Annotated in this window: 24 protein-coding genes; 8 read left to right on the top strand and 16 right to left on the bottom strand. The window is 40.4% G+C overall.

Annotated elements, in window-relative coordinates:
- Positions 1-96: 96 nt before the first annotated feature.
- The 7 genes from J5X91_RS04170 to J5X91_RS04140 are packed head-to-tail and all read right to left on the bottom strand — an operon-like array spanning position 97 to position 6324.
- Entirely contained in the window at positions 97-1929 is a 1833-nt protein-coding gene (locus tag J5X91_RS04170; protein ID WP_179806949.1) for a DUF885 domain-containing protein, read from the bottom strand.
- 54 nt (positions 1930-1983) lie between these two features.
- Positions 1984-3120: a radical SAM family heme chaperone HemW gene (gene hemW, locus J5X91_RS04165; protein WP_179806950.1), complete on the bottom strand. Its 1137-nt coding sequence runs from the start codon at positions 3118-3120 to the stop codon at positions 1984-1986.
- Positions 3117-3716, bottom strand: coding sequence for an XTP/dITP diphosphatase (locus tag J5X91_RS04160; RefSeq protein WP_086993672.1), 600 nt, complete (start codon positions 3714-3716; stop codon positions 3117-3119). The genes hemW and J5X91_RS04160 overlap by 4 nt, the downstream gene beginning before the upstream one ends.
- 7 nt (positions 3717-3723) lie before the next feature.
- Entirely contained in the window at positions 3724-4167 is a 444-nt protein-coding gene (locus tag J5X91_RS04155) for a DUF4426 domain-containing protein (RefSeq protein WP_182676591.1), read from the bottom strand.
- A gap of 58 nt (positions 4168-4225) precedes the next feature.
- Entirely contained in the window at positions 4226-4759 is a 534-nt protein-coding gene (locus J5X91_RS04150; RefSeq protein ID WP_058374186.1) for a YggT family protein, read from the bottom strand.
- A 12-nt stretch (positions 4760-4771) separates the two neighbouring features.
- Positions 4772-5593, bottom strand: a complete 822-nt coding sequence (gene proC, locus J5X91_RS04145) for a pyrroline-5-carboxylate reductase (protein WP_011329253.1) — start codon at positions 5591-5593, stop codon at positions 4772-4774.
- Positions 5594-5610: 17 nt separating this feature from the next.
- Complete coding sequence (locus J5X91_RS04140) at positions 5611-6324, bottom strand: YggS family pyridoxal phosphate-dependent enzyme (protein WP_208834111.1); 714 nt, start codon at positions 6322-6324, stop codon at positions 5611-5613.
- Positions 6325-6326: 2 nt separating this feature from the next.
- Here J5X91_RS04140 and J5X91_RS04135 point away from each other — a divergent pair, with 2 nt between their 5' ends.
- Together J5X91_RS04135 and J5X91_RS04130 are read left to right on the top strand one after the other, a co-directional pair.
- On the top strand, positions 6327-7367 hold the full coding sequence (locus tag J5X91_RS04135) for a type IV pilus twitching motility protein PilT (protein ID WP_086993664.1): 1041 nt from the start codon (positions 6327-6329) through the stop codon (positions 7365-7367).
- Between the two features lie 9 nt (positions 7368-7376).
- The gene (locus J5X91_RS04130) at positions 7377-8513 is read left to right on the top strand and encodes a PilT/PilU family type 4a pilus ATPase (RefSeq protein WP_011329250.1); all 1137 of its coding nucleotides are present in this window, start codon (positions 7377-7379) and stop codon (positions 8511-8513) included.
- A gap of 65 nt (positions 8514-8578) precedes the next feature.
- Here J5X91_RS04130 and ruvX read toward each other — a convergent pair whose 3' ends face one another.
- The 6 genes from ruvX to J5X91_RS04100 all read right to left on the bottom strand — a co-directional run bounded on the left by ruvX (position 8579) and on the right by J5X91_RS04100 (position 12991).
- Entirely contained in the window at positions 8579-9028 is a 450-nt protein-coding gene (gene ruvX, locus J5X91_RS04125) for a Holliday junction resolvase RuvX (protein WP_011329249.1), read from the bottom strand.
- 12 nt (positions 9029-9040) lie between these two features.
- Entirely contained in the window at positions 9041-9598 is a 558-nt protein-coding gene (locus tag J5X91_RS04120; RefSeq protein ID WP_058374183.1) for a YqgE/AlgH family protein, read from the bottom strand.
- 140 nt (positions 9599-9738) lie between these two features.
- Complete coding sequence (gshB, locus tag J5X91_RS04115) at positions 9739-10689, bottom strand: glutathione synthase (RefSeq protein WP_011329247.1); 951 nt, start codon at positions 10687-10689, stop codon at positions 9739-9741.
- A 54-nt stretch (positions 10690-10743) separates the two neighbouring features.
- Positions 10744-11478: a 16S rRNA (uracil(1498)-N(3))-methyltransferase gene (gene rsmE / locus J5X91_RS04110; protein ID WP_011329246.1), complete on the bottom strand. Its 735-nt coding sequence runs from the start codon at positions 11476-11478 to the stop codon at positions 10744-10746.
- A 72-nt stretch (positions 11479-11550) separates the two neighbouring features.
- Positions 11551-12030, bottom strand: coding sequence for a hypothetical protein (locus J5X91_RS04105; RefSeq protein WP_089368757.1), 480 nt, complete (start codon positions 12028-12030; stop codon positions 11551-11553).
- Between the two features lie 67 nt (positions 12031-12097).
- Positions 12098-12991, bottom strand: a complete 894-nt coding sequence (locus tag J5X91_RS04100) for a hypothetical protein (RefSeq protein WP_011329244.1) — start codon at positions 12989-12991, stop codon at positions 12098-12100.
- 79 nt (positions 12992-13070) lie between these two features.
- On the opposite strand from J5X91_RS04100, the gene glnE reads away from it, so the two are divergent.
- On the top strand, positions 13071-15866 hold the full coding sequence (glnE, locus tag J5X91_RS04095; RefSeq protein ID WP_208834110.1) for a bifunctional [glutamate--ammonia ligase]-adenylyl-L-tyrosine phosphorylase/[glutamate--ammonia-ligase] adenylyltransferase: 2796 nt from the start codon (positions 13071-13073) through the stop codon (positions 15864-15866).
- A 67-nt stretch (positions 15867-15933) separates the two neighbouring features.
- Here glnE and J5X91_RS04090 read toward each other — a convergent pair whose 3' ends face one another.
- From J5X91_RS04090 to tolC, 3 genes are all read right to left on the bottom strand, one after another.
- Positions 15934-16500, bottom strand: coding sequence for a toxin co-regulated pilus biosynthesis Q family protein (locus J5X91_RS04090; RefSeq protein WP_208834109.1), 567 nt, complete (start codon positions 16498-16500; stop codon positions 15934-15936).
- Between the two features lie 48 nt (positions 16501-16548).
- Positions 16549-17472: an LpxL/LpxP family Kdo(2)-lipid IV(A) lauroyl/palmitoleoyl acyltransferase gene (lpxL, locus tag J5X91_RS04085; RefSeq protein ID WP_208834117.1), complete on the bottom strand. Its 924-nt coding sequence runs from the start codon at positions 17470-17472 to the stop codon at positions 16549-16551.
- Positions 17473-17597: 125 nt separating this feature from the next.
- The gene (gene tolC, locus J5X91_RS04080; protein WP_179806957.1) at positions 17598-18953 is read right to left on the bottom strand and encodes an outer membrane channel protein TolC; all 1356 of its coding nucleotides are present in this window, start codon (positions 18951-18953) and stop codon (positions 17598-17600) included.
- Positions 18954-19106: 153 nt separating this feature from the next.
- Here tolC and J5X91_RS04075 point away from each other — a divergent pair, with 153 nt between their 5' ends.
- From J5X91_RS04075 to parE, 5 genes are read left to right on the top strand one after another with little or no spacing between them, the layout of a single operon-like run.
- Positions 19107-19733, top strand: coding sequence for an NUDIX domain-containing protein (locus J5X91_RS04075; protein ID WP_011329239.1), 627 nt, complete (start codon positions 19107-19109; stop codon positions 19731-19733).
- Between the two features lie 44 nt (positions 19734-19777).
- Complete coding sequence (locus tag J5X91_RS04070; protein ID WP_058374175.1) at positions 19778-20236, top strand: DUF1249 domain-containing protein; 459 nt, start codon at positions 19778-19780, stop codon at positions 20234-20236.
- Positions 20223-21044 (top strand): metallophosphoesterase, encoded by an 822-nt coding sequence (locus J5X91_RS04065; protein WP_208834108.1) that lies wholly within the window; start codon positions 20223-20225, stop codon positions 21042-21044. Before J5X91_RS04070 ends, J5X91_RS04065 begins: the two co-directional genes overlap by 14 nt.
- Positions 21029-21598, top strand: a complete 570-nt coding sequence (locus J5X91_RS04060) for a YqiA/YcfP family alpha/beta fold hydrolase (protein ID WP_011329236.1) — start codon at positions 21029-21031, stop codon at positions 21596-21598. The genes J5X91_RS04065 and J5X91_RS04060 overlap by 16 nt, the downstream gene beginning before the upstream one ends.
- Before the next feature lie 20 nt (positions 21599-21618).
- Entirely contained in the window at positions 21619-23508 is a 1890-nt protein-coding gene (gene parE, locus J5X91_RS04055) for a DNA topoisomerase IV subunit B (RefSeq protein WP_011329235.1), read from the top strand.
- Positions 23509-23521 lie beyond the last annotated feature (13 nt).

Below are 23521 nucleotides of genomic sequence, written 5' to 3'. Positions count from 1 at the left end.
AGTTTATTATTACCTACTCTAGCTTAAACAATTGGCTTATAAAACAAAAAAAGGCCGCATAAGCGACCTTCTATATTGTTACTGAGTTATAGCAAGTTAAGCTTGTTTACTTGCTATCCACTGATTAACAAAGTTTTCTAGTACGTTAAGTGGTACTGGGCCATTTTTAAGCACTACGTCGTGGAACTGGCGAATATCAAACTTATCACCTAGTTGCTGCTTTGCATTTTCACGCAGTTCTAAAATCTTCAGCATACCCACTTTATAAGCAGTTGCTTGCGATGGCATTACAATGTGACGCTCAACCATTTTAACCCCGTCAGAGGTCGCATTAGGCGTGTTATTTACGTAGTAATCAATACCTTGTTGGCGGTTCCACTGCATAGCGTGAATACCTGTATCAACCACTAAACGTGCTGCGCGCCATAATTCCATCGAAAGACGACCAAAGTCAGAATATGGGTCTTCGTATAAGCCCATTTCTTTTGGTACTAGCTCAGAGTATAAGCCCCAACCTTCAATATAAGCAGTGTAGCCACCAAATTTACGAAACTTAGGCACGCCTTCTAGCTCTTGCGAAATAGCAATTTGCATATGATGTCCCGGAATGCCTTCATGATAGGCTAGTGCTTCCATTTGGTAAGTAGGCATAGCTTCCATGTCGTAAAGGTTAGCGTAGTAAACACCTGGGCGAGAGCCATCTGGTGCCGGTTGTTGATAAAACGCTTTGCCAGCTGCTTTTTCACGAAATGCTTCAACGCGTTTTACAATCATATCGGCTTTTGGTTTTACAATAAATAACTCATCAAGACGCGACTTCATATTATTAATTAGGTCGGTTGCTTGGCTAATATATTGCTCTTTAGCGGCATCAGTATTTGGTAAATAAAACTGCTTGTCGGTTTTCATAAACTGCATGAAAGCAGCTAAATCGCCTTTAAAACCTACTTTATCTTTTATGGCGCGCATTTCGTCATGAATACGAGCCACTTCAGCAAGGCCAATAGCGTGTATTTCTTTTGCTGTTAGGTCTGTTGTAGTAGTGCGCTTTAACGCATTGTTATAAAACGCTTCGCCGTCAGGAAATTTCCATGCGCCGTCGCGGTTATCTGCGCGCTTTTCAAGTTGGGCTATGTAATTAATCAGTTTAGAGTAAGCCGGTTTAACAGCCGACTTTAAAGCATCTACTGCATCAGCGGTTAGGCTGTCTTTTTCGCTTTGACTGATCTCTAGTTTATTAACTTTACGTTTAAAGTCGCTAAGTAAAGTAGAGTCGTCGTCTTGCTCAAATGGAGCGCCTTTAATAATATTTTTGCTTGAGTCGATAACATGCGGGAATACAAACTTAGGGGCAATAATACCTTTTTCAGCACGTACTTCTAAATCAGTAATTAACTGATCAAATACTGCTGGCACACCGTTTAAGCGAGATATATACGCTTTAGCGTCTTTTACATCACTAATTGAGTGTTGATTAATTAAAAATGCAGCGATCATAGAATGAGTGCCGTACATTTGGTTTACCGGGTAACTGTGGTAACGCCATTTGAAGTCAGCAATTGAGTTTTCAAGATCTTGTTTTTTTAAGTCGTAACTTACTTTAGTTGCATCATCAAGCTGAGCACGATTAATGCTATTAAGCGTTACTAAGTCAGCTTTGGTTTGTGCAAAATCTTTTAATTTTTTAGCTTCGCTACCATCGTCCCACTTGTCGTAATCTTGCTTAATACCCATGTATGTTTGATACACAGGGCTGCTCATTACGTCGCGGTTAAAGGTATCTTCAAAAAAAGCATTCGCTTTGTCTATTTCATTTTGTACTGGTTGTGCTTGTACTGCTGGTGCTGTTGTTACTTGTTGTGTAGCTTGCTGGCAACCAGCAAGTAGTGCAACACTTACTGCAGCTGCAATAAAAGTAAATTTACGCATTATTTATCCTCTTGATGTTAGAAATTTATTATTATAATTTTGTAGAACCTAGCGTTAAACGAATAACTCTAGCAGATCATTTAAAAAGCGCTGACCTTTTAGTGTTACTTGCCAATGGCTATTAGTTTGTATTAATAAGCCCAATTTAATTGCCTGTTGTAGCGCGTGTTGTTGGCTTTGTAATGGTTGCTGTGTAAGCGCATTAAAGTCGTTAATAGGGCACGGCTCTACTAGACGAAAGCGGTTCATAAAAAACTCAAATGCTAAATCGTCTTGTTCAACCTGCCAGCTTTTAAACAAGTAAGGTTTGATCAGATCCATGTAACCACGCGGGTGCTTAACTTTTTCGGTGCGGGTTATTATGCCTGTATTTGCATCAGTTACCTTACCATGCGCGCCACAACCAATACCGATATAATCGCCAAAACGCCAATAATTTAAGTTGTGTTGGCATTGATAGCCAGGCTTTGCATAGCCTGATATTTCGTATTGCAGGTAACCTGCTTGCGCGAGTAACTCTTGGCCTTGCTCTTGAATGTCCCACAGCGTTTCGTCTTGTGGCAGGGTAGGCGGCTTAGAAGCAAATTGTGTATTGGGCTCAATAGTTAGCTGATACCAAGAAATATGCGGCGGGTTAAGGGCAATAATTTGCTTTAAATCACCCAGTGCATCATCGAGTGTTTGCCCAGGTAAGCCATGCATTAAATCAAGATTAAAGCTATTTAACCCCGCTTCTTTGGCTTGCTCTGCGGCGTAGTTTGCCTCGTCGCTGCCATGAATACGGCCAAGCGCTTTAAGCTTGTCGTTTTGCATGCTTTGCACACCAATAGAAATGCGGTTAATACCTGCTTTTACATAATCTTTAAAGCGGCCAGTTTCAACAGTGCCAGGGTTTGCTTCAAGAGTTATTTCGCAGTTATCTTCAAGCCCAATAAGGCTTTTAACTTCACTAAGTAGGCGTGTGTAAGCTGCGCCAGTTAATAAGCTAGGTGTGCCACCACCAATAAAAATACTATGAATTTTACGCCCTTGGACTAAATGCAGGTCGGCTTTTAAATCATCAATTAAATGCTGCACATATTCAGCTTCAGGAATTTCACCTTTTTGTCCGTGGCTATTAAAGTCGCAATATGGGCATTTTTGCACGCACCAAGGAACGTGCACATATAAGCTTAGTGGTGGTAGGTTCACAGGCCGCCTTTTAGCTTAAGTTGCTGTAGTAAATTTTGTAATGCTTGACCGCGATGGCTAATGGCATTTTTTTGCTCTTTTGTCAGCTCGGCACTGGTGCAATTAAGCGTAGGTACAAAAAATACCGGGTCGTAGCCAAAGCCGCCTTCGCCATTTTGGGTTAGGGTTATTTCACCTTCCCAACTGGCACTACAAATAAGCGGAGTTGGGTCATTAGCGTGACGCATTAATACCAGTACACACCAAAAGCGTGCTGTTCTAATTGGGTTATTATCCAGCTCAAGTAGTAGCTTATCTATGTTATCTTGATCAGTTGCACCTGCTCCGGCAAAGCGCGCAGAGTACACACCTGGCGCACCATTTAAACCATCAACTTCTAATCCAGAGTCATCAGCAATAGCAGGCATACCGGTAATTTTGGCTGCATGGCGGGCTTTAATAATGGCATTTTCTACAAAAGTGGTACCGGTTTCGGCCACTTCACCTACGTTAAAGTCGCTTTGCGGCACAACATTAATATTGAGCGGGCTGAGCATGTTTGCAAGTTCATTTACTTTGCCAGGGTTGCCTGTGGCAAGTACTAAAGTTTTTATCATAAGTTATTTAATCTACGTAAAATTTTTGCTGAAACTGTAATTTTTGAAATTGTGAGTCTTGCTGTATTTCAATCTCAAAACGTAAAACTTCTTCGTTAGTGTAGTTAACTTGAGCAAGGTAATAAATTGCATCGCCTTCAATTACTTCTTTAAAGTTAAGCGTTTGTTTATTGCCAAGTAAATTTTTAGCTGTGCCTTTTAATACGGCCTTTTGCGCTGTGTTATCGGCATCGTTAGCTAATATAGATATATTAACAATCCCTTTGTAGCCGCTACGCTCAAGACCATAAGCTTGGGCTATTTTAGGTTGCACAAAGGTTGAAGGAAAAGCAATGTAATGTACTTGCCACTGACCTAGCTCTTTGTACTGTGCGCCGGAAACTTGCTCACTGTGAGCATTAAAGGTAAAAGCTAAACAGGTAATAAAAAACAATTTAATTAACCGTTGCATAATTAACTCCTAAAACATAAAAAAGAGGTCTAGTGACCTCTTTAGCTAAAATAAGTGCTTAAACTAATAAATCCATAAGCAGCATTTGTAAAAACTGTATACCAATAATAAGCACTAAAACCGATAAATCTAAGCCACCTAGCGGCGGTAGAATTTTACGAATAGGTTTTAACATAGGTTCAGTTAGCTGGTGGAATACCGCTTCTATTGGGTTATAGCCTTGGCTAACCCAGCTTAAAATAGCGCGAATAATAAGTACCCAAAAAACTAAATTTAAACCTTCTTTTAGTACGGTGATTAATGCTTGAATAAGTACAGGTTGTATAGCCCATGACTTATAAATAAGCCACATAAGCACGCTTATTTTGGCTGCGGCAACAAAAAATGCCAGCAATAGCGAGGCTAAATCAAGGCCTCCAAACCCAGGAATAATTTTACGCAGTGGCTTTACCGCGAACGAGGTGGCTTTAACCACAAATTGGCTCATTGGGTTGTAAAAGTCGGCTTTTGCCCACTGTAGCCAAAAACGCAGTAATACCACCATTAAAAATAAGTCAAACAGGGTACTGATTAAAAATTGCATGGCATTCATAATTTAACCTTCTTAAAGTTCTTGTTCCATTTGCTGTGCACGCGTAATACACGCATCCATAGCATCGGCAACGGTTTGGGTTAAGCCTTTATCTTTTAAATGCTCAACGGCTGCATGCGTAGTACCACCTTTAGATGTTACGTTTGAGCGTAACTGCGAAATGGTTATATCGGGTTGGCTGAGTGCCATTTCGGCAGCGCCAAGTGCTGTTTGTTGTACTAAGCGACGTGCATCTGCATCGTTAAAGCCCAGTGCTTTGGCCTTCTCTTCTATGGCTTCCATAAATAAGAAAAAATAAGCAGGCGATGAGCCTGTAACCGCAATAATATCGTTAATTTGCGATTCTTGTTCAACCCACACTACAATGCCAGTGCATTCAAAAACTTGTTGTACAAATTCGTGCTCGCTTGGCGTTTCGCCCGCGCCATATAAACCTGATACACCACGCCCAAGCAGCGAAGGTGTATTAGGCATGCAACGTATCATTTTAACGTCTTGGCCAAGCATTTCGCGCAAACGCTTTACGGTTAAACCAGCTGCTACCGAAATAAACAGTTTATCGCTAAAGTCGACACCTGACTCCTGAAACGATTTACATAAATCGCCCATCATTTGTGGTTTAACAGAAAGTACAATTACGTCAGCATCGCGCAGGGCTTCGTTATTGTCACTGGTGGTTTTTACCTTGAAATCGGCTGCTACTTTGGCCAGCTTTTCTTGGTTACGGTTTGTGGCAATAATATTGTTTGCATTAAACCCATTTTTTACCATGCCACCAATAATGGCGTAGCTCATATTACCTGTGCCTATAAATGCGATTGTTTTATCTGACATATATCTGTTATCACCTTTTAAGTTCGTGTGCCAAAAATGTCTGTGCCGATCCTCACCATGGTTGAGCCTGCACTAATTGCAGCTTCAACATCATTGCTCATCCCCATCGACAAAGTATCTACTTGAGGATATTGGGTCTGTAGTTTATCAAAGCAAGTTTGTAATTGCTTAAAATATTGAGTTTGCGTTGTAATATCGTCACTTTTAGCCGGAATAGCCATCAGCCCGCGTAAAGTTAATTGCTCACACTGGTTAATAAAACTGGCCAGTTCGGCTACTTCATTAAGTTGGCAACCCGACTTAGCTTCCTCATTACTAATATTTACTTGAATAAGCACATTAAGCGCGGCTTTATCGGCTGGTCGTTGGCTGTTTAAGCGTTTCGCTATTTTAATTCGATCAACACTTTGCACCCAAGCAAAATTGGCCGCCACTTGTGCGCTTTTATTTGATTGAATAGGGCCAATGAAATGCCAAATGATATCGCTATATGTATGTAGTTGCGCTATTTTATCTACAGCCTCTTGAACATAAGACTCACCAAATTGGCGTTGGCCATGCTCGTAGGCAGCAATAATATCGGCACTTGGTTTGGTTTTGGATACTGCAAGTAAGGTTATTTCTTTACTATTTCGTTGGGCGTTTTTTGCCGCTACTGCAATTCTAGCGTAGGCGGATGTAAGTCGTTCTGCTATTGTAACCATATATTTATCAGTTAGTTGTGGAGTCATAAATGGATATTACCGAATTATTGGCGTTTAGTGTGCAACACAAAGCATCCGATTTACATTTATCATCAGGGGTTTCACCTATGATACGCGTAGATGGCGATGTGCGGCGTATTAATATACCAGCACTAGGAGACAAAGATGTAAACAACCTAGTTTACGATATTATGAACGATAACCAGCGCAAGGACTACGAACAAAATCTCGAAGTGGATTTTTCATTTGAAGTGCCTAATTTAGCACGTTTTCGTGTTAATGCCTTTAATACTCACCGTGGACCTGCTGCCGTATTTCGTACTATTCCCAGTGAAGTGCTCACATTAGATGATTTAGGCGCCCCCGATATTTTTAAAACCATTGCCGATACTCCCCGCGGCTTAGTATTAGTAACTGGGCCTACAGGGTCAGGTAAGTCGACAACACTAGCGGCTATGGTTGATTATATAAATCAAACAAAACATCACCATATTCTCACTATTGAAGATCCAATAGAGTTTGTCCACGATAATAAATTAAGTCTGATTAATCAGCGAGAAGTACATCGCGATACACATAGCTTTAAAAATGCGCTACGCAGTGCACTACGTGAAGATCCCGATGTAATATTAGTTGGTGAATTACGTGATCTAGAAACCATTCGCCTGGCAATGACAGCAGCCGAAACTGGTCACTTAGTATTTGGCACTTTGCACACCACCTCTGCACCTAAAACCATTGACCGTATTATAGATGTATTCCCAGGTGAAGAAAAAGCCATGATCCGCTCTATGCTCTCGGAATCATTACGTGCGGTAATTTCGCAAACCCTGCTTAAAAAAATTGGCGGTGGGCGAGTAGCTGCTCACGAAATTATGCTTGCAGTACCTGCTATTCGTAACTTAATTCGTGAAGATAAAGTGGCGCAAATGTACTCGTCTATTCAAACTGGCGCTTCGCATGGAATGCAAACGATGGATCAATGTTTAACAAACTTAGTTAATCATGGCATTGTTACCAATATTGCAGCGCAAGCTAAAGCGCAAGACAAAACTCAGTTCGGTGGTTAAGGAATACTAATGGCTTTATCTTTAAATAACTTTTTACAAATAATGATAGATAAAAAAGGCTCTGATTTATTTGTTTCAAGCCAACTGCCTATCAGCGCTAAAATTAATGGTGAATTAACCCCGCTTGATGATGAGCCGCTCAGCGATGAGCAATCACTTGAGTTGGTTGAATCGGCAATGAGTGAAAAACAAAAAGCCGAGTTTCATACAACGAAAGAATGCAACTTTGCGATTGCCACTGACGAAGGACGTTTTCGTGTTTCGGCATTTTGGCAGCGCGATAAAGCGGGCATGGTTATTCGTCGTATTGTTACTAAAATACCTGAAATTGGCGAACTTGGGCTGCCGTCTACACTTACCGATGTGATTATGTCGAAACGTGGTTTAGTGCTATTTGTGGGGGGAACCGGTACGGGTAAGTCAACCTCACTTGCTGCACTTATTGGCTATAGAAACCGTAATCAGCGCGGACATATATTAACCATTGAAGACCCGATTGAGTTTGTACACGAACACCGTAAAAGTATTATTACTCAACGCGAAGTAGGGCTAGATACCGAAAGTTTTGAGTCAGCGCTTAAAAGCTCGTTACGCCAAGCACCCGACGTAATATTAATAGGCGAAATACGCTCACAAGAAACCATGGAGTATGCATTAAGCTTTGCAGAAACAGGGCACTTATGTGTGGCTACCTTGCATGCAAACAACGCTAACCAAGCGATAGATCGGATCATGCATTTAGTGCCAAAAGAAAAGCACGATAAGCTTAAGTACGATCTAGCATTAAATTTACGCGCTATTATTGCCCAGCAGCTGATCCCCACATCTGACGGGCAAGGTCGAGTTGCTGCTATTGAAATATTACTTAATTCACCTATGGTTGCAGAGCTAATTAAAAATGGTGATATAGGCGGTATTAAAGAAACCATGGCTAAATCGAAAGAAATGGGCATGCAGACCTTTGACCAGGCCTTATTTGAATTGTATAAACAGCAACGAATCAATTATGCAGATGCGTTGCACCATGCCGATTCGGCGAACGATTTACGCTTAATGATAAAGCTGCGCAACAATGAGCAGCAAGGGGCGGGCTTTTTACAAGGGGTTACTATTGATGGCCTTGATGATAAAGGCAATATTAGTTAATTTAATTTAAGGCTTTAGGTATCAGCTTAAAAGCTCTGATACCTAAAGCCTAGCACCTAATATTTTTACTCACCGTAACTCGTTTCAAAAAAGCTCTCTAAAATAATCACCGCAGACATGTTATCTACTTTGCCTTTGCCTAAGTTTTTATAGCCGCCTTGTTCAAACAGGCGCGCTTTAGCATCGGCGGTGGTTAAGCGCTCATCTTGTGTTTCTACCGGTATGGCGTAGTGATTATGCAATCGATTAGCAAACTTTTTAGCTTTAAAGGTTACCTCTTGGGCGGTGCCATCCATATTTAGCGGTAAACCCACCACCATTAAATCGGGCTGCCATTCGTTTACTTGTACTGCTATGTCATCCCAATTAGGAATGCCATCTTGTGCTTTTACAGCTTTAAGGCTCGATGCGCTGCCAGTGAGCTCTTGACCTATAGCAATACCAATACTTTTGGTGCCAAAGTCAAAGCCCATTACAGTACGCTGGCCTTGCGGCTTGAAGTTTTTTTTTGTCATAAGTTTATCTTGTTAAGCATGACCAGCTTCAGGGCTGAGTTGGCTTATATCAAAGCCGAGCATAGAAACTGCTTTTTCCCAGCGTTTTTCAACGGGGGTGTCAAAAATAATTTTCGGATCAGCTTTAATTATCAGCCAGCTATTATCCAATAGCTCTTGTTCTAATTGACCTTGCTCCCAGCCAGAGTAGCCCAAAGTAATAATAAATTGTTCAGGTGCTTGTGCTGTGGTTAACGAAGCGAGTACATCTTTAGAGGTGGTGATCATGATATCACTGCTGAGCGTTTGGCTCGCAGAGTAACCATGCTTTGGAGAGTGCAGTACAAAACCACGGTCGGTTTTAACCGGCCCGCCAGCATATACGCTAACTTGCGCTGCTTGCTGAGTTTTGTCGTTATCAATTTCTATTTTATCGAGTAACTCACCTACGGTAATATTAATAGGTTGGTTGATTACCAAGCCCATAGCCCCGTCTTCATTGTGCTCACAAATATAGGTAACAGCACGTTTAAAAAAAGGGTCTTGCATCGACGGCATTGCGATTAAAAAATGATTTTCTAATGACTGCATAGATTTCACCCTTTTTAGTTAATGAATTTTTAGTATGGCACATACCCATGTTTTTAAAACAAAATAAGCACTTTCATACGATTTAAAAATAATGAATACCTTAAACCTTACAATATGAAAGCGCTTTTAATAACGCTAACTTATTTAGCGAGTCGTTTTTCAATTGCGTCAAATAAAATACCCGTAATTGAAATATCGTACGCCGCTTCAATTTCTTTAACACAGGTTGGTGCGGTTACGTTAATTTCGGTTAATTTGTCGCCAATAATATCTAAGCCGACAAAAATTAGGCCTTTTTCTTTAAGTGTTGGTGCCACAGCTTGTGCAATTTTTAAATCGGATTCACTTAAAGGACGTGCTTCGCCGCGTCCACCTACGGCTAAGTTACCGCGTGTTTCTCCGTTTTGTGGAATACGCGCCAAGCAATATGGAATTACTTCGCCATCAACAACCAATACGCGCTTATCGCCTTGAGTGATCTCTGGAACATAATTTTGTACCATGGCAAAGCGACTGCCGTGCTCGGTTAATGTTTCACAAATTACACCAATGTTAGCATCGTCTGCTTTAACTCTAAAAATCGACGCGCCACCCATGCCATCAAGCGGTTTTAAAATAATGTCTTTATGCTGCGCTAAAAACTCACGAATTTGCTTTTGGCTGCGCGTTACTAAAGTGTCGGGCGTGTATTCGCTAAACCAAGCTGTAAACAGCTTTTCGTTTGCGTCGCGCAGGCTTTGTGGCTTGTTAACTATGAGTGTACCTGCTTGTTCGGCACGCTCTAAAATATAAGTTGCGTATATGTATTCGGTATCAAAAGGGGGATCTTTACGCATTAAAATAACGTCTAAATCGCCAAGTGCAATAGTGGTTTTTTGCTCAAGCTGGTACCAATTGTTTGGATCGTCAAAAACCTGTGCTTTTGCAGCTGTAGCATATGCCTGACCTTGGCGTAGTGAAAGATCATCCATTTCCATATAGTAAATTTCATAGCCACGTGCTTGCGCTTGCATCATCATTGCAAAACCAGTGTCTTTTTTAATATTAAATCCGCTAATAGGATCTGAAATAATGCCTAACTTAATTGCCATGCGCTGTGCCTTAATATGAATATTAATATATATATGTGGGTACTTTTAGTTATTTCAATTAGCTAAGTCGCCAAACTGCAGCTGTAATGCACTTAAAACAGTTAATGCTGCTGTTTCGGTGCGTAATACGCGCGGGCCTAAGCGAATATCTACAAAGTTTTGTTGCTTTGTTTGCGCCATTTCCTCATCAGTAAAGCCGCCTTCAGGGCCAACTAAAAAGCGTACGCCATCTTTTGGGACGGTAATTGTTTTGATACTGTGCTCGGCACGTGGATGCAAGGTGAGCTTAATTGCTGCACTTTGCTGTGCAAGCCATTGCTTTAGATCTACCGGCGGATGAACAACAGGTACAAAATTACGCCCAGATTGCTCTGCGGCGGCTATGGCTATTTTTTGCCATTGTTGGTGTTTTTTATCAAGTCGATCGCCCATTAATTTAACGCCGCAACGCTGACTAAAAATAGGGGTGATTTCGGTAATGCCCAGTTCCACCGATTTTTGAATGGTAAAATCCATTTTATCGCCACGCGATACGCATTGGCCTAAGTGAATTTTTAAGGGCGACTCTACATCATGAGTATTTAGCTGTTGTGGCATAACCACGACATTTTTTTTAGTCACCTCAATAATTTCACTAAGGTATTCACCGCCTTCACCATTAAAAATAGACACGTGCTCGCCTACTTTCATTCGCAATACTCGGCCAATATGCCCTGCAGCGTCGTCATCTAATGTAACGGGAGTGTTTAAGGCAATACTCGATGCCTGATAAATATGAGGAACTCGCATGTGGTGTCACTTATTGGTTAGTGCATAAAAGTTATATGCCGCTATGGTAAGTAAGCTGTGAGCTAGGTGCAATTATTTATTTTTATTAAATTGCTCATCAGTCTCTATTAGGTTTAGTGACGCTTGTGCTATATCGGTATGGCACGATAAGTGATTTGAATGCCCTGGGTCTGTTACTGGGCTAAACGAAAAGCCATTTTCGTCTTGGCTAACTAAAAAGCGACTTTTGTGTAGTGAGTTATAAATAAAGCGCTGTTTATCATCGCCAAGTAAGTAATCAACACGGTTAAATAATACGCCTTTAATTTTATGATGATCATGCAAGTAGGTAGCGAGCTCTGATACACTAATTTCATTTTCAAAGTCGCAATAGCAGTAATCTTTTATAAGTTCATCAAACATCATTTTTACTAACTGCCGGGTGTGGCTACCAGCTGCTATTAACCCGCTGGGTGATTGGCTCTGAGCATGATTAAAAGAGTACTCAGCAAATGCTCTGCTAAACTCATTATCTATATCAACTAACAGATAATTGGTTACATCAAATAGCATAAGGCCCCATTACACTTAAGCAAAGTGTTCACAAGCTGATTAAATATTATATTTAATCAGCTTGGTGTTAAATTGAAAACATACTAATAAGCAAATAACCTACAGCACAAAAAACCGCAAATTCGATACAAGCAATACCAATATTATCTTGATGATCAATTTCCAGCGAAGTATCGATATTTGGTAACGAAATCTTTTTTATTACATAAGTTAAACTGTAAAGTAGCACCCACATTACACCGCAATGCATCACGAGTGTAAATAAATTTTCGACCATCTTACCATTTTGAAACGCTGCGCTGGACAAACCAGCATACGCGGCCAGCGATAAACCAATTGATTTACCCGCGTAACGAATACCAATAGAGGTATTTTCAAGGCCAAAGTTACTTTGTAGTGATGCGCCTTGGTTAGCTTTGGCAAAGTGGTATTCACGTATTTTACTATCAAAAGCAAACATACCTTGTAGTACAAAAAAACTTACAAAGGCAATGAGTAAACTGCTAAAACCTTGAGTGTGAGTCCAAGTGTAAAGCCCTAAAGTAATAATACAGTTTGCAATTAACATACCTGAGTCGACCAGTGCGGCGCAGACATTTTGTTTTAAAATAGCGGCTTCTTCATTAAAGCGATGCAAAATCCATTTGCGATGAATTAAGTGACCTACTTTAATAAATAAAAATAATAAAACGATTAAAAAGATCACTTTTAATGGGTTCGATTGCGCTGTGCTTATGCTTATTTCATCAAATAAAAATGCTACTGAGGCAATCACCACCGATATTTCTGAGGCAAAACTAATCCCCATTGCAAAGTTATCATGCTGCGCTAACTCATCTTTAAGCGCTTGTTTTGCTTTTAGTTGAGTGGTTATTCTTAAGCTCATTATGATCACGCAAATAACAATAAAACTAATAGCAATCGCAAGTAAACTAGTGTTAGATAATGACAAATATGACATGGTTTTCCTAAGTAGTATTTACCTTAATAGGTTTTTAATCATTCTAGTACGGTTATTGATGATATAAAAGAGAGTATTGATGAGTAACGTAAAGCAACTTCCCATTCAATTACAAAAACTTGGCGAAATACGCTTCGAACAGCTTTATCCACAACAAAAGCAAGAATTAGCGCTGGTACGGTTATTAGCCTTGAGTGACTTTGCATGGCGCTGTTTAACATCGCAACCTGAGCTAAAAAACTGGTTATTATGTAACACCGAAATTAAAAATAGGGTGATTGCCGCTCCTTTTATTGACTTAGACCTAAATAATATTGATGAGCGCGATTGCCATAAGTTACTGCGGCAATACCGAGAAAAGTACTGGCTTAAAGTGGCTTTTTTAGATTTATGTTGCGACAACCCAATTGCCGACAGTATCAAGTATGTAAGCCAATTAGCAGATAACCTAATAGAAAGTGCAAATCAGTGGGCTTATACACAGGTGGCAAAAACCAATGGTGAGCCTTTAAATGAACAAGGTCAGCCATTGCCTTTAATGGTGTTAGGAATGGGTAAGCTTGGCGGACAAGAGCTAAATTACTCATCAGATATAGATCTTATTTTTGCCTATCCTCGCAATATTAAAACCCAAGGCGGGCGTCGCTCGCTCGAAGCCCAAGTGTTTTATACCAAAGTGGCGCAAAAGTTAATAACCGCACTTAATCAAGTGACCGTTGACGGCCAAGTATTTAGAGTAGATATGCGACTGCGACCTTTTGGTGAAAGTGGCCCGTTAGTTATGAGCTTTAATGCAATTGAAGATTATTACCAAGAGCAAGGCCGTGATTGGGAACGTTATGCCATGTTAAAAAGGCGCTTAATTGGCACGCCTAACATTTATTTTAGCGAGTTTAACCAGCTATTAAAGCCGTTTGTATATAGACGCTATATTGACTTTTCGGTGATTGAGTCGCTGCGAAAAATGAAGTTGATGATTGCTCAAGAAGTACGTCGTAAGCGCCTAACCAACAATATAAAACTAGGCGCAGGCGGAATACGAGAAGTTGAATTTATTGTACAAGCACTACAAATGGTACGTGGTGGGCGAGAGGCTAATTTGCAAACTCAATCATTATTACACGCCCTTAAAGAGCTTAGCTTAAGCCAAGTAATTGATGAGCTTGAAGCAAAAGATCTGCAAAAAAACTACTTATACCTGCGTAAAGTAGAGCAGTACCTACAAATATTTGATGACCAACAAACGCAAACCCTCCCGGATGAGGAGCTAAATCAGCAACGTTTAAACTATTTACTCAATCAGCCCGACTTTAGCGCTACGTTAAGCTATTTAGAGCATGTAATGGGGCAAATTCATAATGAGTTTAATCATGTAATAGGGGAGGAAACCGAGCCGCTAGATACTTGCGAAGGCGCATTTATTAGTACTTGGGATCATGGTGATGTGAGTTTTTTAAATGATCCCAGGGAAGATTGGCAAACACCACTACACGACTTTAAACAACGTATATCTAAAGCAAAAGTGGGTAATCGAGGGCGTAATATTCTTGATAAATTAATGCCGGTTTTACTCAAACAAATGAACGACTTTAATGCCACTGCCGAAACATTTAATGTTATTTGCCAAATACTCAATAAAATAATTTCGCGTACCGCCTATTTAGAGCTGTTATACGAAAACCCAGGTGCCTTAAAGCAGTTAGTATTATTGTGTTGTTATAGTAAATGGATAGGTGAGCATATTTCGCTTTACCCTATTTTGCTTGATGAGCTAATAGACCCCGCAGTACTTTATAAGCCAACACCTTTAAGCGCCTATAAAGACGAAATTAGGCAATATTTTTTACGTATTGAGCCCGACGACTTAGAAATGCAAATGGAGGCGTTACGACAGTTTAAACAAACGCATCAGTTACGAATTGCCGCTGCCGATGCCACCGATGTTATGGATGTAATGAAGGTGAGCGATCATTTAACGGCACTGGCGGAGGCTATTGTCGATCAGGCCGTTAATATTGCATGGCACAATTGTGTAAAACGCTTTGGTATGCCACCTAGTACTAACGACGAAAGCAAAGGTTTTGCGGTTATTGCCTATGGTAAAACCGGTGGCTTTGAAGTGGGTTATGACTCTGATTTAGATTTAGTCTTTGTACATAACCACGATGGCAGCAGCCAAACTAATGGTGTAAAGCCAATAGATTCAAGGCAATTTTATTTAAAATTGGCGCAACGTTTAATGCATTTATTTAATACCCGAACCGCTTCGGGGATTTTATATGAGCTTGATACACGACTACGCCCTGAAGGCGCATCGGGGTTACTGGCAATTAACCTAGAGAGCTTTAATCATTACCAACAAACACAGGCATGGACGTGGGAGCATCAAGCGCTAGTGCGAGCTAGGCTGATTTTAGGGCAAGCTGAATTTGTTGAGCGTTTTGCGCAAATTCGTAAAAATATACTGTGTCAGCCGCGCGATAAAAAAGTGCTCAAAGACGATGTAATAAAAATGCGTGAAAAAATGCGTGAACATTTAGCAACAGGAAATGAGCAGCAATTTGATTTAAAGCAAGATGTTGGCGCAATGACAGATATTGAATTTATTACTCAGTACTTAGTGCTAAATTATGCGCAACAATTTGAAGAGCTATGTGTGTATTCCGATAACGTCAGAATTTTAACTGATGCTGCAAAGCTTGGCTGCATTACCAAGGCGCAAAAGCAGCAATTAATTCAGGCGTATATTAATTACCGTTCGCGCTATCACGTGTTGAGTTTAGATCAGCAAGGGCGCTGCACAGAGCGTGCACAATTTAGTGATGACATTAAAAATGTAACTGCAATCTGGCAAACTGTGTTTGAATTAAGTTAACTTGAACTTTGGTTAAGCGCGCGTCACTTTGATACTCAGATGAGTATCAAAGTGCTAATTATTAAGTTCAAGTTTTAAGTTGTAAGCAGTTAGTGCGAACAAATTCAGAAGGTAGTTCAGTAATTACGGCCGCGCGCTGTTTATGACATAAGTAAGTGTATACTTCGTTTTCAAAGTCGTCGTTAATTGCACGCCCTACTTGATACAAGGTAGAAGTGAAATTGCTATCGACTCTAAAATGATCTTTAACGACGTAATCTTTACTTAAATACCAATATAACTCTATGCCTTCATTACTGGCATATTGCGATAACGCCTTTTTTAGTGTTGACCCGCTTTCAAAGCGTCGAGGCTCAATTTTACCTGTCCAGGTTTTTGGAATCGGTTCAATAATACGCATGCGCTCAGCTAAAACACGCTCGAGAGTTTGTTCTGGCTTTTTAAGCTGCAATACAAACTTACCTTGCTCGTTGCTCACTTTATTACGAATTGAAGAGTAAAACCGACTTAATCCTTGCGCCGCTGCATTGTTTGATTCTTTAAAATCAAATACTGGACCATCACCTAATAAAAAGTAGACTGCGAGAATTATTAGCCCCGCAGCCAGTGATAAATGTTTAATCCAGAACCACATAGTTGGTACTCATTTTTATTTTTATTATCTATTGTTATACCATTACTTTTAATAAAAAGAAGTGCTATTTTCATCGGGGCGTGTTTTAAAGCGGCGGTGTAGCCACATATATTGCTCAGGAGCGGCATTAATTGCTTGCTCTATACGTTGGTTAACACGAGTGACGTCGGCTCTGTTGTCGCCACTGGGGAAGTTTTCAAGTTCAGGTAATACTTCTAAGTGGTATTTACCGTGTTCGTCGCGACGACTAACTAAACTAACTGTTTCACAGTGTTTACTGGCTGCAAACATTAGCGTTCCTGTGGTTGTTGCTGTGTCTGGTACGGCAAAAAATGGCACAAATTCACAATGCTTACGACCATAATCTTGATCAGGTAAGTAGTAACATATTTTTTTGTTTTTAAGTGCTTTTAATAAACCTTTTACGTCTTTTCGGCCAATTAAATATTCGTTAGAGCGCAAGCGGCCATTGGTAGTAAAGTATTCCATAAGCGGATTGTTGTGCGGGCGATAAAAACCTAAGCCTTGGTATTTTAATCCCATTACACGGCTCGCCATTTCAAGATGCAAAATATGCGGAACTAGCATTAACACGCCTTTGCCCGACGCTTGAATGCGCTCAAAGTGCTCAAGCCCTTTTATTGAACCGTAAGCTTTTTGTACTCGCCACTTTGGCCACCACCATGCCATACCGGTTTCGACCATGGCCATTCCGGTATTTTCCATGTTTTTTAATACTAATGCTTGTTGGTCTGCTTCGCTCATATCTGGGAAGCAGTGTCTTATATTTACCTCAGCAATATGGCGGCGTCGCTTCATATATTTATGCACTAATCGGCCAAGCTGCTTGCCCATTGCTAGTTGTAGCTTTTGTGGTAGCCACGAAATTAAATATAAAAAGAAAACACCCACCCAAGTTAACCAGTAACGAGGACCCAAAAAAGATATTTTAAAAGGAGATGAGGTAACCACAAAAAAATTCTCTAATAATAAAAACGCTAGTTTAACGCTAAGCGCTATAAAACACAAAAAGCCAGCAAAATGCTGGCCTTTAATTAAAACCGTCAACCTATTTCAGGACGGGACACTAAGTTGTGTTAAATTGCGTTTAAACCTTTATTAATCGCCATTAAGTCAGCATTTGTCAGTGTTCCTGTTGCTTGCTTTAAGCGCAGCGTAGATACCACGTAGCGATAGCGAACATTGGCAAGGTTGCGTTTTGCATTGTACAAGTTTTGTGTGCTAACAAGTACATCAACAATAGTACGAGTACCTACTTCAAAACCTGCTTCAGTTGCTTTAAGTGCACTTTCGGCAGATATAACCGCTTGCTCTAGCGCTCTAAAGGTCGCTATATCTGAAACCACTTGATTATAAGAAGTAATAACTGTGCGTGTAACTGCGCGATAGTTAGTTTCGTAATCTTGGCTTGCAGCGACGTAAAATGCACGTGCTTGATTAGTTGCAGCAACCGTGGCACCACCTGAGTAAAGAGGCACACTAAAGTTGATACCTATAGTGGTCGAATCGGCACGAGGTTGGTTATCAAAACTTGCACCGTTTATGTCGCGATTGGTTAAAGAATCACCGTAACGCGCATCAAGTGTTAATTTTGGGTAGTGGCCTGCTTTCGCTAGCTCAATTTGATCTTTAGCTATATCAACTGTGACTTTTGCTACTTGTAAATTTAAGTTCTTTTCTTCAGCCACTTTAACTAAGTCGCTAGAGGGTTTATTTGGCTTTACAGTTGAAAATGTTTCGGTATTTAAAACGTCAAGTTTTGCGTGGTACTTACCTGTTATTTCGCGCAGTAGTTCACGTGCTGTTTCTACGGCATTACCGGCAACAATTTCTTGTGCTACTGAGTTATCAAACTGAGCTTGGGCTTCGTGTACGTCGGTAATAGCAGTTAGGCCTACCGCGTAGCGTTGCTTTGTTTGCTCTAATTGGCGTTCAATAGCGCGCTTTTCAGCTTTAACAAATTCAAGGCTATCGATAGCACTTAATACATTAAAGTAACCATCGGCAACACGTACTATTAAATCTTGCTTAGCAAAATCGTACTGTGCACTGGCTTGTAAAGCTTGTTTATCAGCAATACCTAGGTTATTCCATGCGCCTAAATCAAACAGTGTTTGGCTTAAGCTAACACCACGAGTGAATTGGTCAGTATCGCTTTCTAGTTTAACTTGGTTGAAGGTACTTTCATCAACTTGAAAAGAGGTAGAGTCACTTTTTTCGTAGCCTAAGCTTAAACCTATTTGAGGTAATAATGCGCTCATCGCACGATCACTTTGATAAGATTGTGCATCCGCTTGGGCTTTTGCCTTTAACACGGTAGGATCGTTTGCTGTCGCAATTTCAAAAACTTGCAGTAAATCTTCAGCGTGAGCAGCTGTAGCGCCAATTGCGCATGATAAACTAACCAGCGCCGCAAGGATGTTCTTTTTCATGTGTGGTTCGGTCCTTAGACAAATTTTATACTATTGGGCATGTTAACCTGTTTTGGCTCATAACTAAAAAAAAAATGAGTAAAACAATGTTTGTAAGTGTAACAGAATATATTAATCCACTTTAGTTTATTAAAATAAGTAAGAGGTAGTTATATGACCAATAAAAAGTTGATCGAATTTACTCACCAAGATGTGAGATTAAAACCTATTACTAACCTTTACGATGGTTTTTTTAAAATTAACTTATATCAATTTGAACATGCATTATTTGCCGGTGGCGAGTCGCAACTCATTAGCCGTGAAATTTTAGAACGCGGCGATGCTATTGCCGTGCTGCCTTACGACCCTGTAACCGATACAGTGTTATTAATAGAGCAAATACGCATTGGTGCAATAAAAAGCAAACATTCGCCATGGCTGTTAGAATGTATTGCAGGTATGACCGATGGCAGTGAGGATTATGCAGCGGTAGTAAAAAAAGAAGCCTATGAAGAAGCCGGACTTAATTTAACCGAGCTCGAGTTTATGCTTTCGTATCTTTCAAGCCCCGGCGGCACTACTGAGCGGTTACATTTATATTTAGCCCGCGCCGATTTAAGCCAAGTAAACAGCGGAGTTTACGGTTTAGAAACGGAAGGGGAGGATATTAAAACCCATATATTAACACTAGATGATGCACTGGCACGGCTTAATAGTGGGGAAATAGACAATGCTGCAACGGTTATTTGTTTGCAATGGTTAGCGCTCAATCGTGATGGTATGATCAACAAGTGGGCATAAATTTTATACATAAATAGTAATTTATAAATTGTAATGGCGGTACTTTGACAGCACTTTTAGCAACCCAAAGATATATTCAAAACCTTCCAAAGTATTTAACACTTTGCGAGCATAATTACGTGCGGCTTTTAAAGTTATTACCAAGCGAGCAAACTAAACAGAGTATTCGCGAGGTAAAGTTGGGTAACAGTGAGTTTGCTGTAAAAATAGATGACATGGCTAAATACACTATGGATGTGTCAATTAAACAGCTATCAGGAATGGTAAAAGGCATTACCCCATTATACTTAACCGTTAGGCTTTATAATGATGCGAAAGTGGCCGAAATTATTCATCACGACTATCATCAGCGCATAAAACCTTCTTACGGTTATCCTAATCCTAAAATGCATCAAAAAGATGAAAAATATCAGCTTAACGCCTTTTTATATGATTGGCTGGTGGCGTGTGTTGAGCATGGCCAAGCCACGCTAAATTGGGATGTAAATAATGGCTTGGTTTGATGATACTTATACTTTTAATAAGCCATCTTTACGTATTGCTCATGTTACAGATTGCCATTTATTTGCCGATAGAAATGCTGAGTACTTTGGGGTAAATACAGCCACATATTTTCAACAAGCGCTTGAACATATGGCGTTACAACAACTAGATGCAGTGGTATTTGGCGGTGATTTAACACAAGATCATAGTATGGAATCTTACTTATTATTTAGTGAGCTTATAAACAACAGTACACTTACTTGCCCAGTATTTTGGCTACCAGGTAATCATGACGAAATTGCCTTGCTTGAGCAAATCAGTGGTGGACAAATAAAAGCGGCAAAACGCTTAGTGGCTAATAACCTAACTAATAATCTAACCAATAACGCAAGCACTGATATTGAGCTACTACTTATTAACTCCAAAGGACTCACTCCAGCCGGTTGGGTGACAAGTGAGCATTTAAATGAAATATCCGATTGTTTAGCGCAGCCAGTTAGCAAGCAGCTAGTATTTTGCCATCATAATCCGCTGCCAATAAACGGTTATTTAGATAAACACATGCTTGAAAATGGCCCGCAACTATTAAATACGCTGGTTAATAATGGCAATGTTGCTGCGCTTATTCATGGTCATGTGCATAATGATTATACGCAAGGTTTTAGAGAGCTTGATATTTACGCTACGCCTGCAAGCTCAGTGCAATTTACTAAGCACAGTAAAGCGTGGCAACAGCAAAATAATGGCCCAGCTTATAGAATGCTTTATATAAACTCATCGCAAGGGCAAGTGCATATAAATACGGACGTGATATGGTTAAACGCGTAATTTATATTCACGGTTTTAATAGTTCTGAAAAATCATATAAAGCTGTGCGCTTTGGTGAGCTTATGGCACACTATGATGTTGACTATTATGTACCGCGTTTAAACCACGAACCTCTGCAAGCTATTATCGAGTTAGAGCAGTTAATCACACCTAATACCGCGTTATTAGGTAGTTCATTAGGCGGTTTTTTTGCCACCTATTTATCGCAGCGTTATCATATTCCTGCGGTGGTTATTAACCCAGCGGTAGCACCGGGCAATTTATTACAGCCTTTACTTGGGGCAAATTATAATCCGTATCAAGATTATAATTATGAACTAAATAACCGTCATATAGATGCTTTAAAAGTATTAACATTGAGCGAGTTAAAGCACCCTGAGTTGTTGTACTTGTTGCAACAAACGGGTGATGAAGTGTTAAATTTTCAACACGCAGTAAATTATTATTCACACTGTAAGCAATTAATAGAATTTGGTGGTGATCACAGCTTTATTGGCTTTGAGCGCACTATTGCAAGCATTGTCGATTTTCTTAAATTAAATAAAACTAGTTAGCGCATATAAAGATAAAAATTATGAGTCAGCAAAATTATAACGCCGAAGCTATTGAAGTACTCAATGGGTTAGATCCGGTAAAACGCCGCCCCGGTATGTATACAGATACCTCGCGGCCAAATCATTTAGGCCAAGAAGTTATCGATAATAGTGTCGATGAAGCAATGGCCGGCCATGCCACTCGAATAGATGTGATCTTACACGAAGATAACTCGCTCGAAGTGAGTGACGATGGCCGTGGTATGCCTATTGATATTCACCCTGAGGAAGGTATTCCGGGGGTTGAGCTGATATTTACCAAACTGCATGCTGGTGGTAAGTTTTCTAACAAAAACTATCAGTTTTCTGGTGGTTTACACGGCGTAGGTATTTCGGTTGTAAATGCGTTATCAACCCGTGTAGAAGTAACCGTTAGACGAGATGCCCAGCAATATAGAATGGCATTTGAAAATGGCGAAAAAGTTGAAGACTTAAGCGTAATTGGCGTGGTTGGTAAGCGCAATACCGGTACCACAGTACGCTTTTGGCCAGACGTTAGTTACTTTGATTCGCCCAACTATTCAATCACTAAACTTAATCACTTATTAAAAGCCAAAGCCGTGTTATGCCCAGGCTTACGCATTAAGTTTGTTAATAAGCAAACTAAAGAAACCCAAGAATGGTTTTACGAAACGGGTTTAAAAGATTACTTAATTGAAGCCATTAAAGGCTACGAAACATTACCAGATGTGCCCTTTGTAGGTGAGTTTTCAAGCTCAATTGAAGGTGCTGACTGGGCATTGATTTGGCTACCTGAAGGGGGCGAGTCAATAGCCGAAAGTTACGTAAACTTAATACCTACCGCACAAGGCGGTACTCATGTAAACGGTTTGCGCCAAGGTTTACTTGAGGCAATGCGTGAGTTTTGTGAGTTTAGAAATTTATTGCCACGAGGTGTAAAACTCACCCCAGATGATATTTGGGAGCGTTGTAGCTATGTGCTTTCAGTTAAAATGCAAGATCCGCAGTTTGCCGGTCAAACTAAAGAAAAGTTATCGTCGCGCTCATGTGCGGCATTTGTATCGGGCGTAGTAAAAGACTCCTTTAGTTTATGGCTAAACGAGCATACCGATATTGCAGAGCAACTCTCTGAATTGTGTATTTCTAATGCGCAGCGACGTTTACGTGCTGCTAAAAAAGTGATCCGTAAACGCGTAACCGCAGGGCCTGCACTTCCGGGCAAATTAACCGATTGTAGTGCCGCAGATAACGATCGCACCGAGCTATTTTTAGTGGAAGGTGACTCGGCAGGTGGCTCGGCTAAGCAAGCGCGAGATCGTGAGTTTCAAGCAATAATGCCGCTGCGTGGTAAAATATTAAATACCTGGGAAGTTGATTCGGGGCAAATATTAGCATCGCAAGAGGTGCACGATATTTCGGTGGCATTAGGTATAGACCCAGATTCAGACGATTTAACAGCGCTGCGCTATAATAAAATATGTATATTAGCCGATGCTGACTCGGATGGGTTACACATAGCTACCCTATTGTGCGCCTTATTTGTGCGCCACTTTAAGCCACTAGTAAAAGCAGGGCATGTGTATGTTGCTATGCCACCACTTTTTAGAATCGATATTGGTAAAGATGTTTATTACGCACTAGATGAAGACGAAAAAACCGGTATTTTAGCGCGCATTGAAGCTGAGAAAAAACGCGGTAAAGTAAACGTACAGCGATTTAAAGGCTTGGGTGAAATGAACCCGTTGCAACTGCGTGAAACTACTATGGATCCAAATACCCGGCGTTTAGTGCAACTCACCTTGGATGAAGAAGAATTAACCATGGAAATGATGGATATGTTACTGGCTAAAAAGCGCTCTGCAGATAGGCGTCAATGGCTAGAGGATCACGGTAACAAGGCACAAGTTTAATTAGCGTCTGCGT

It is taken from the genome of Pseudoalteromonas sp. K222D (assembly GCF_017653575.1).
Taxonomy (GTDB): domain Bacteria; phylum Pseudomonadota; class Gammaproteobacteria; order Enterobacterales; family Alteromonadaceae; genus Pseudoalteromonas; species Pseudoalteromonas nigrifaciens.
This window is presented reverse-complemented; position numbering and strand designations above follow the sequence as displayed.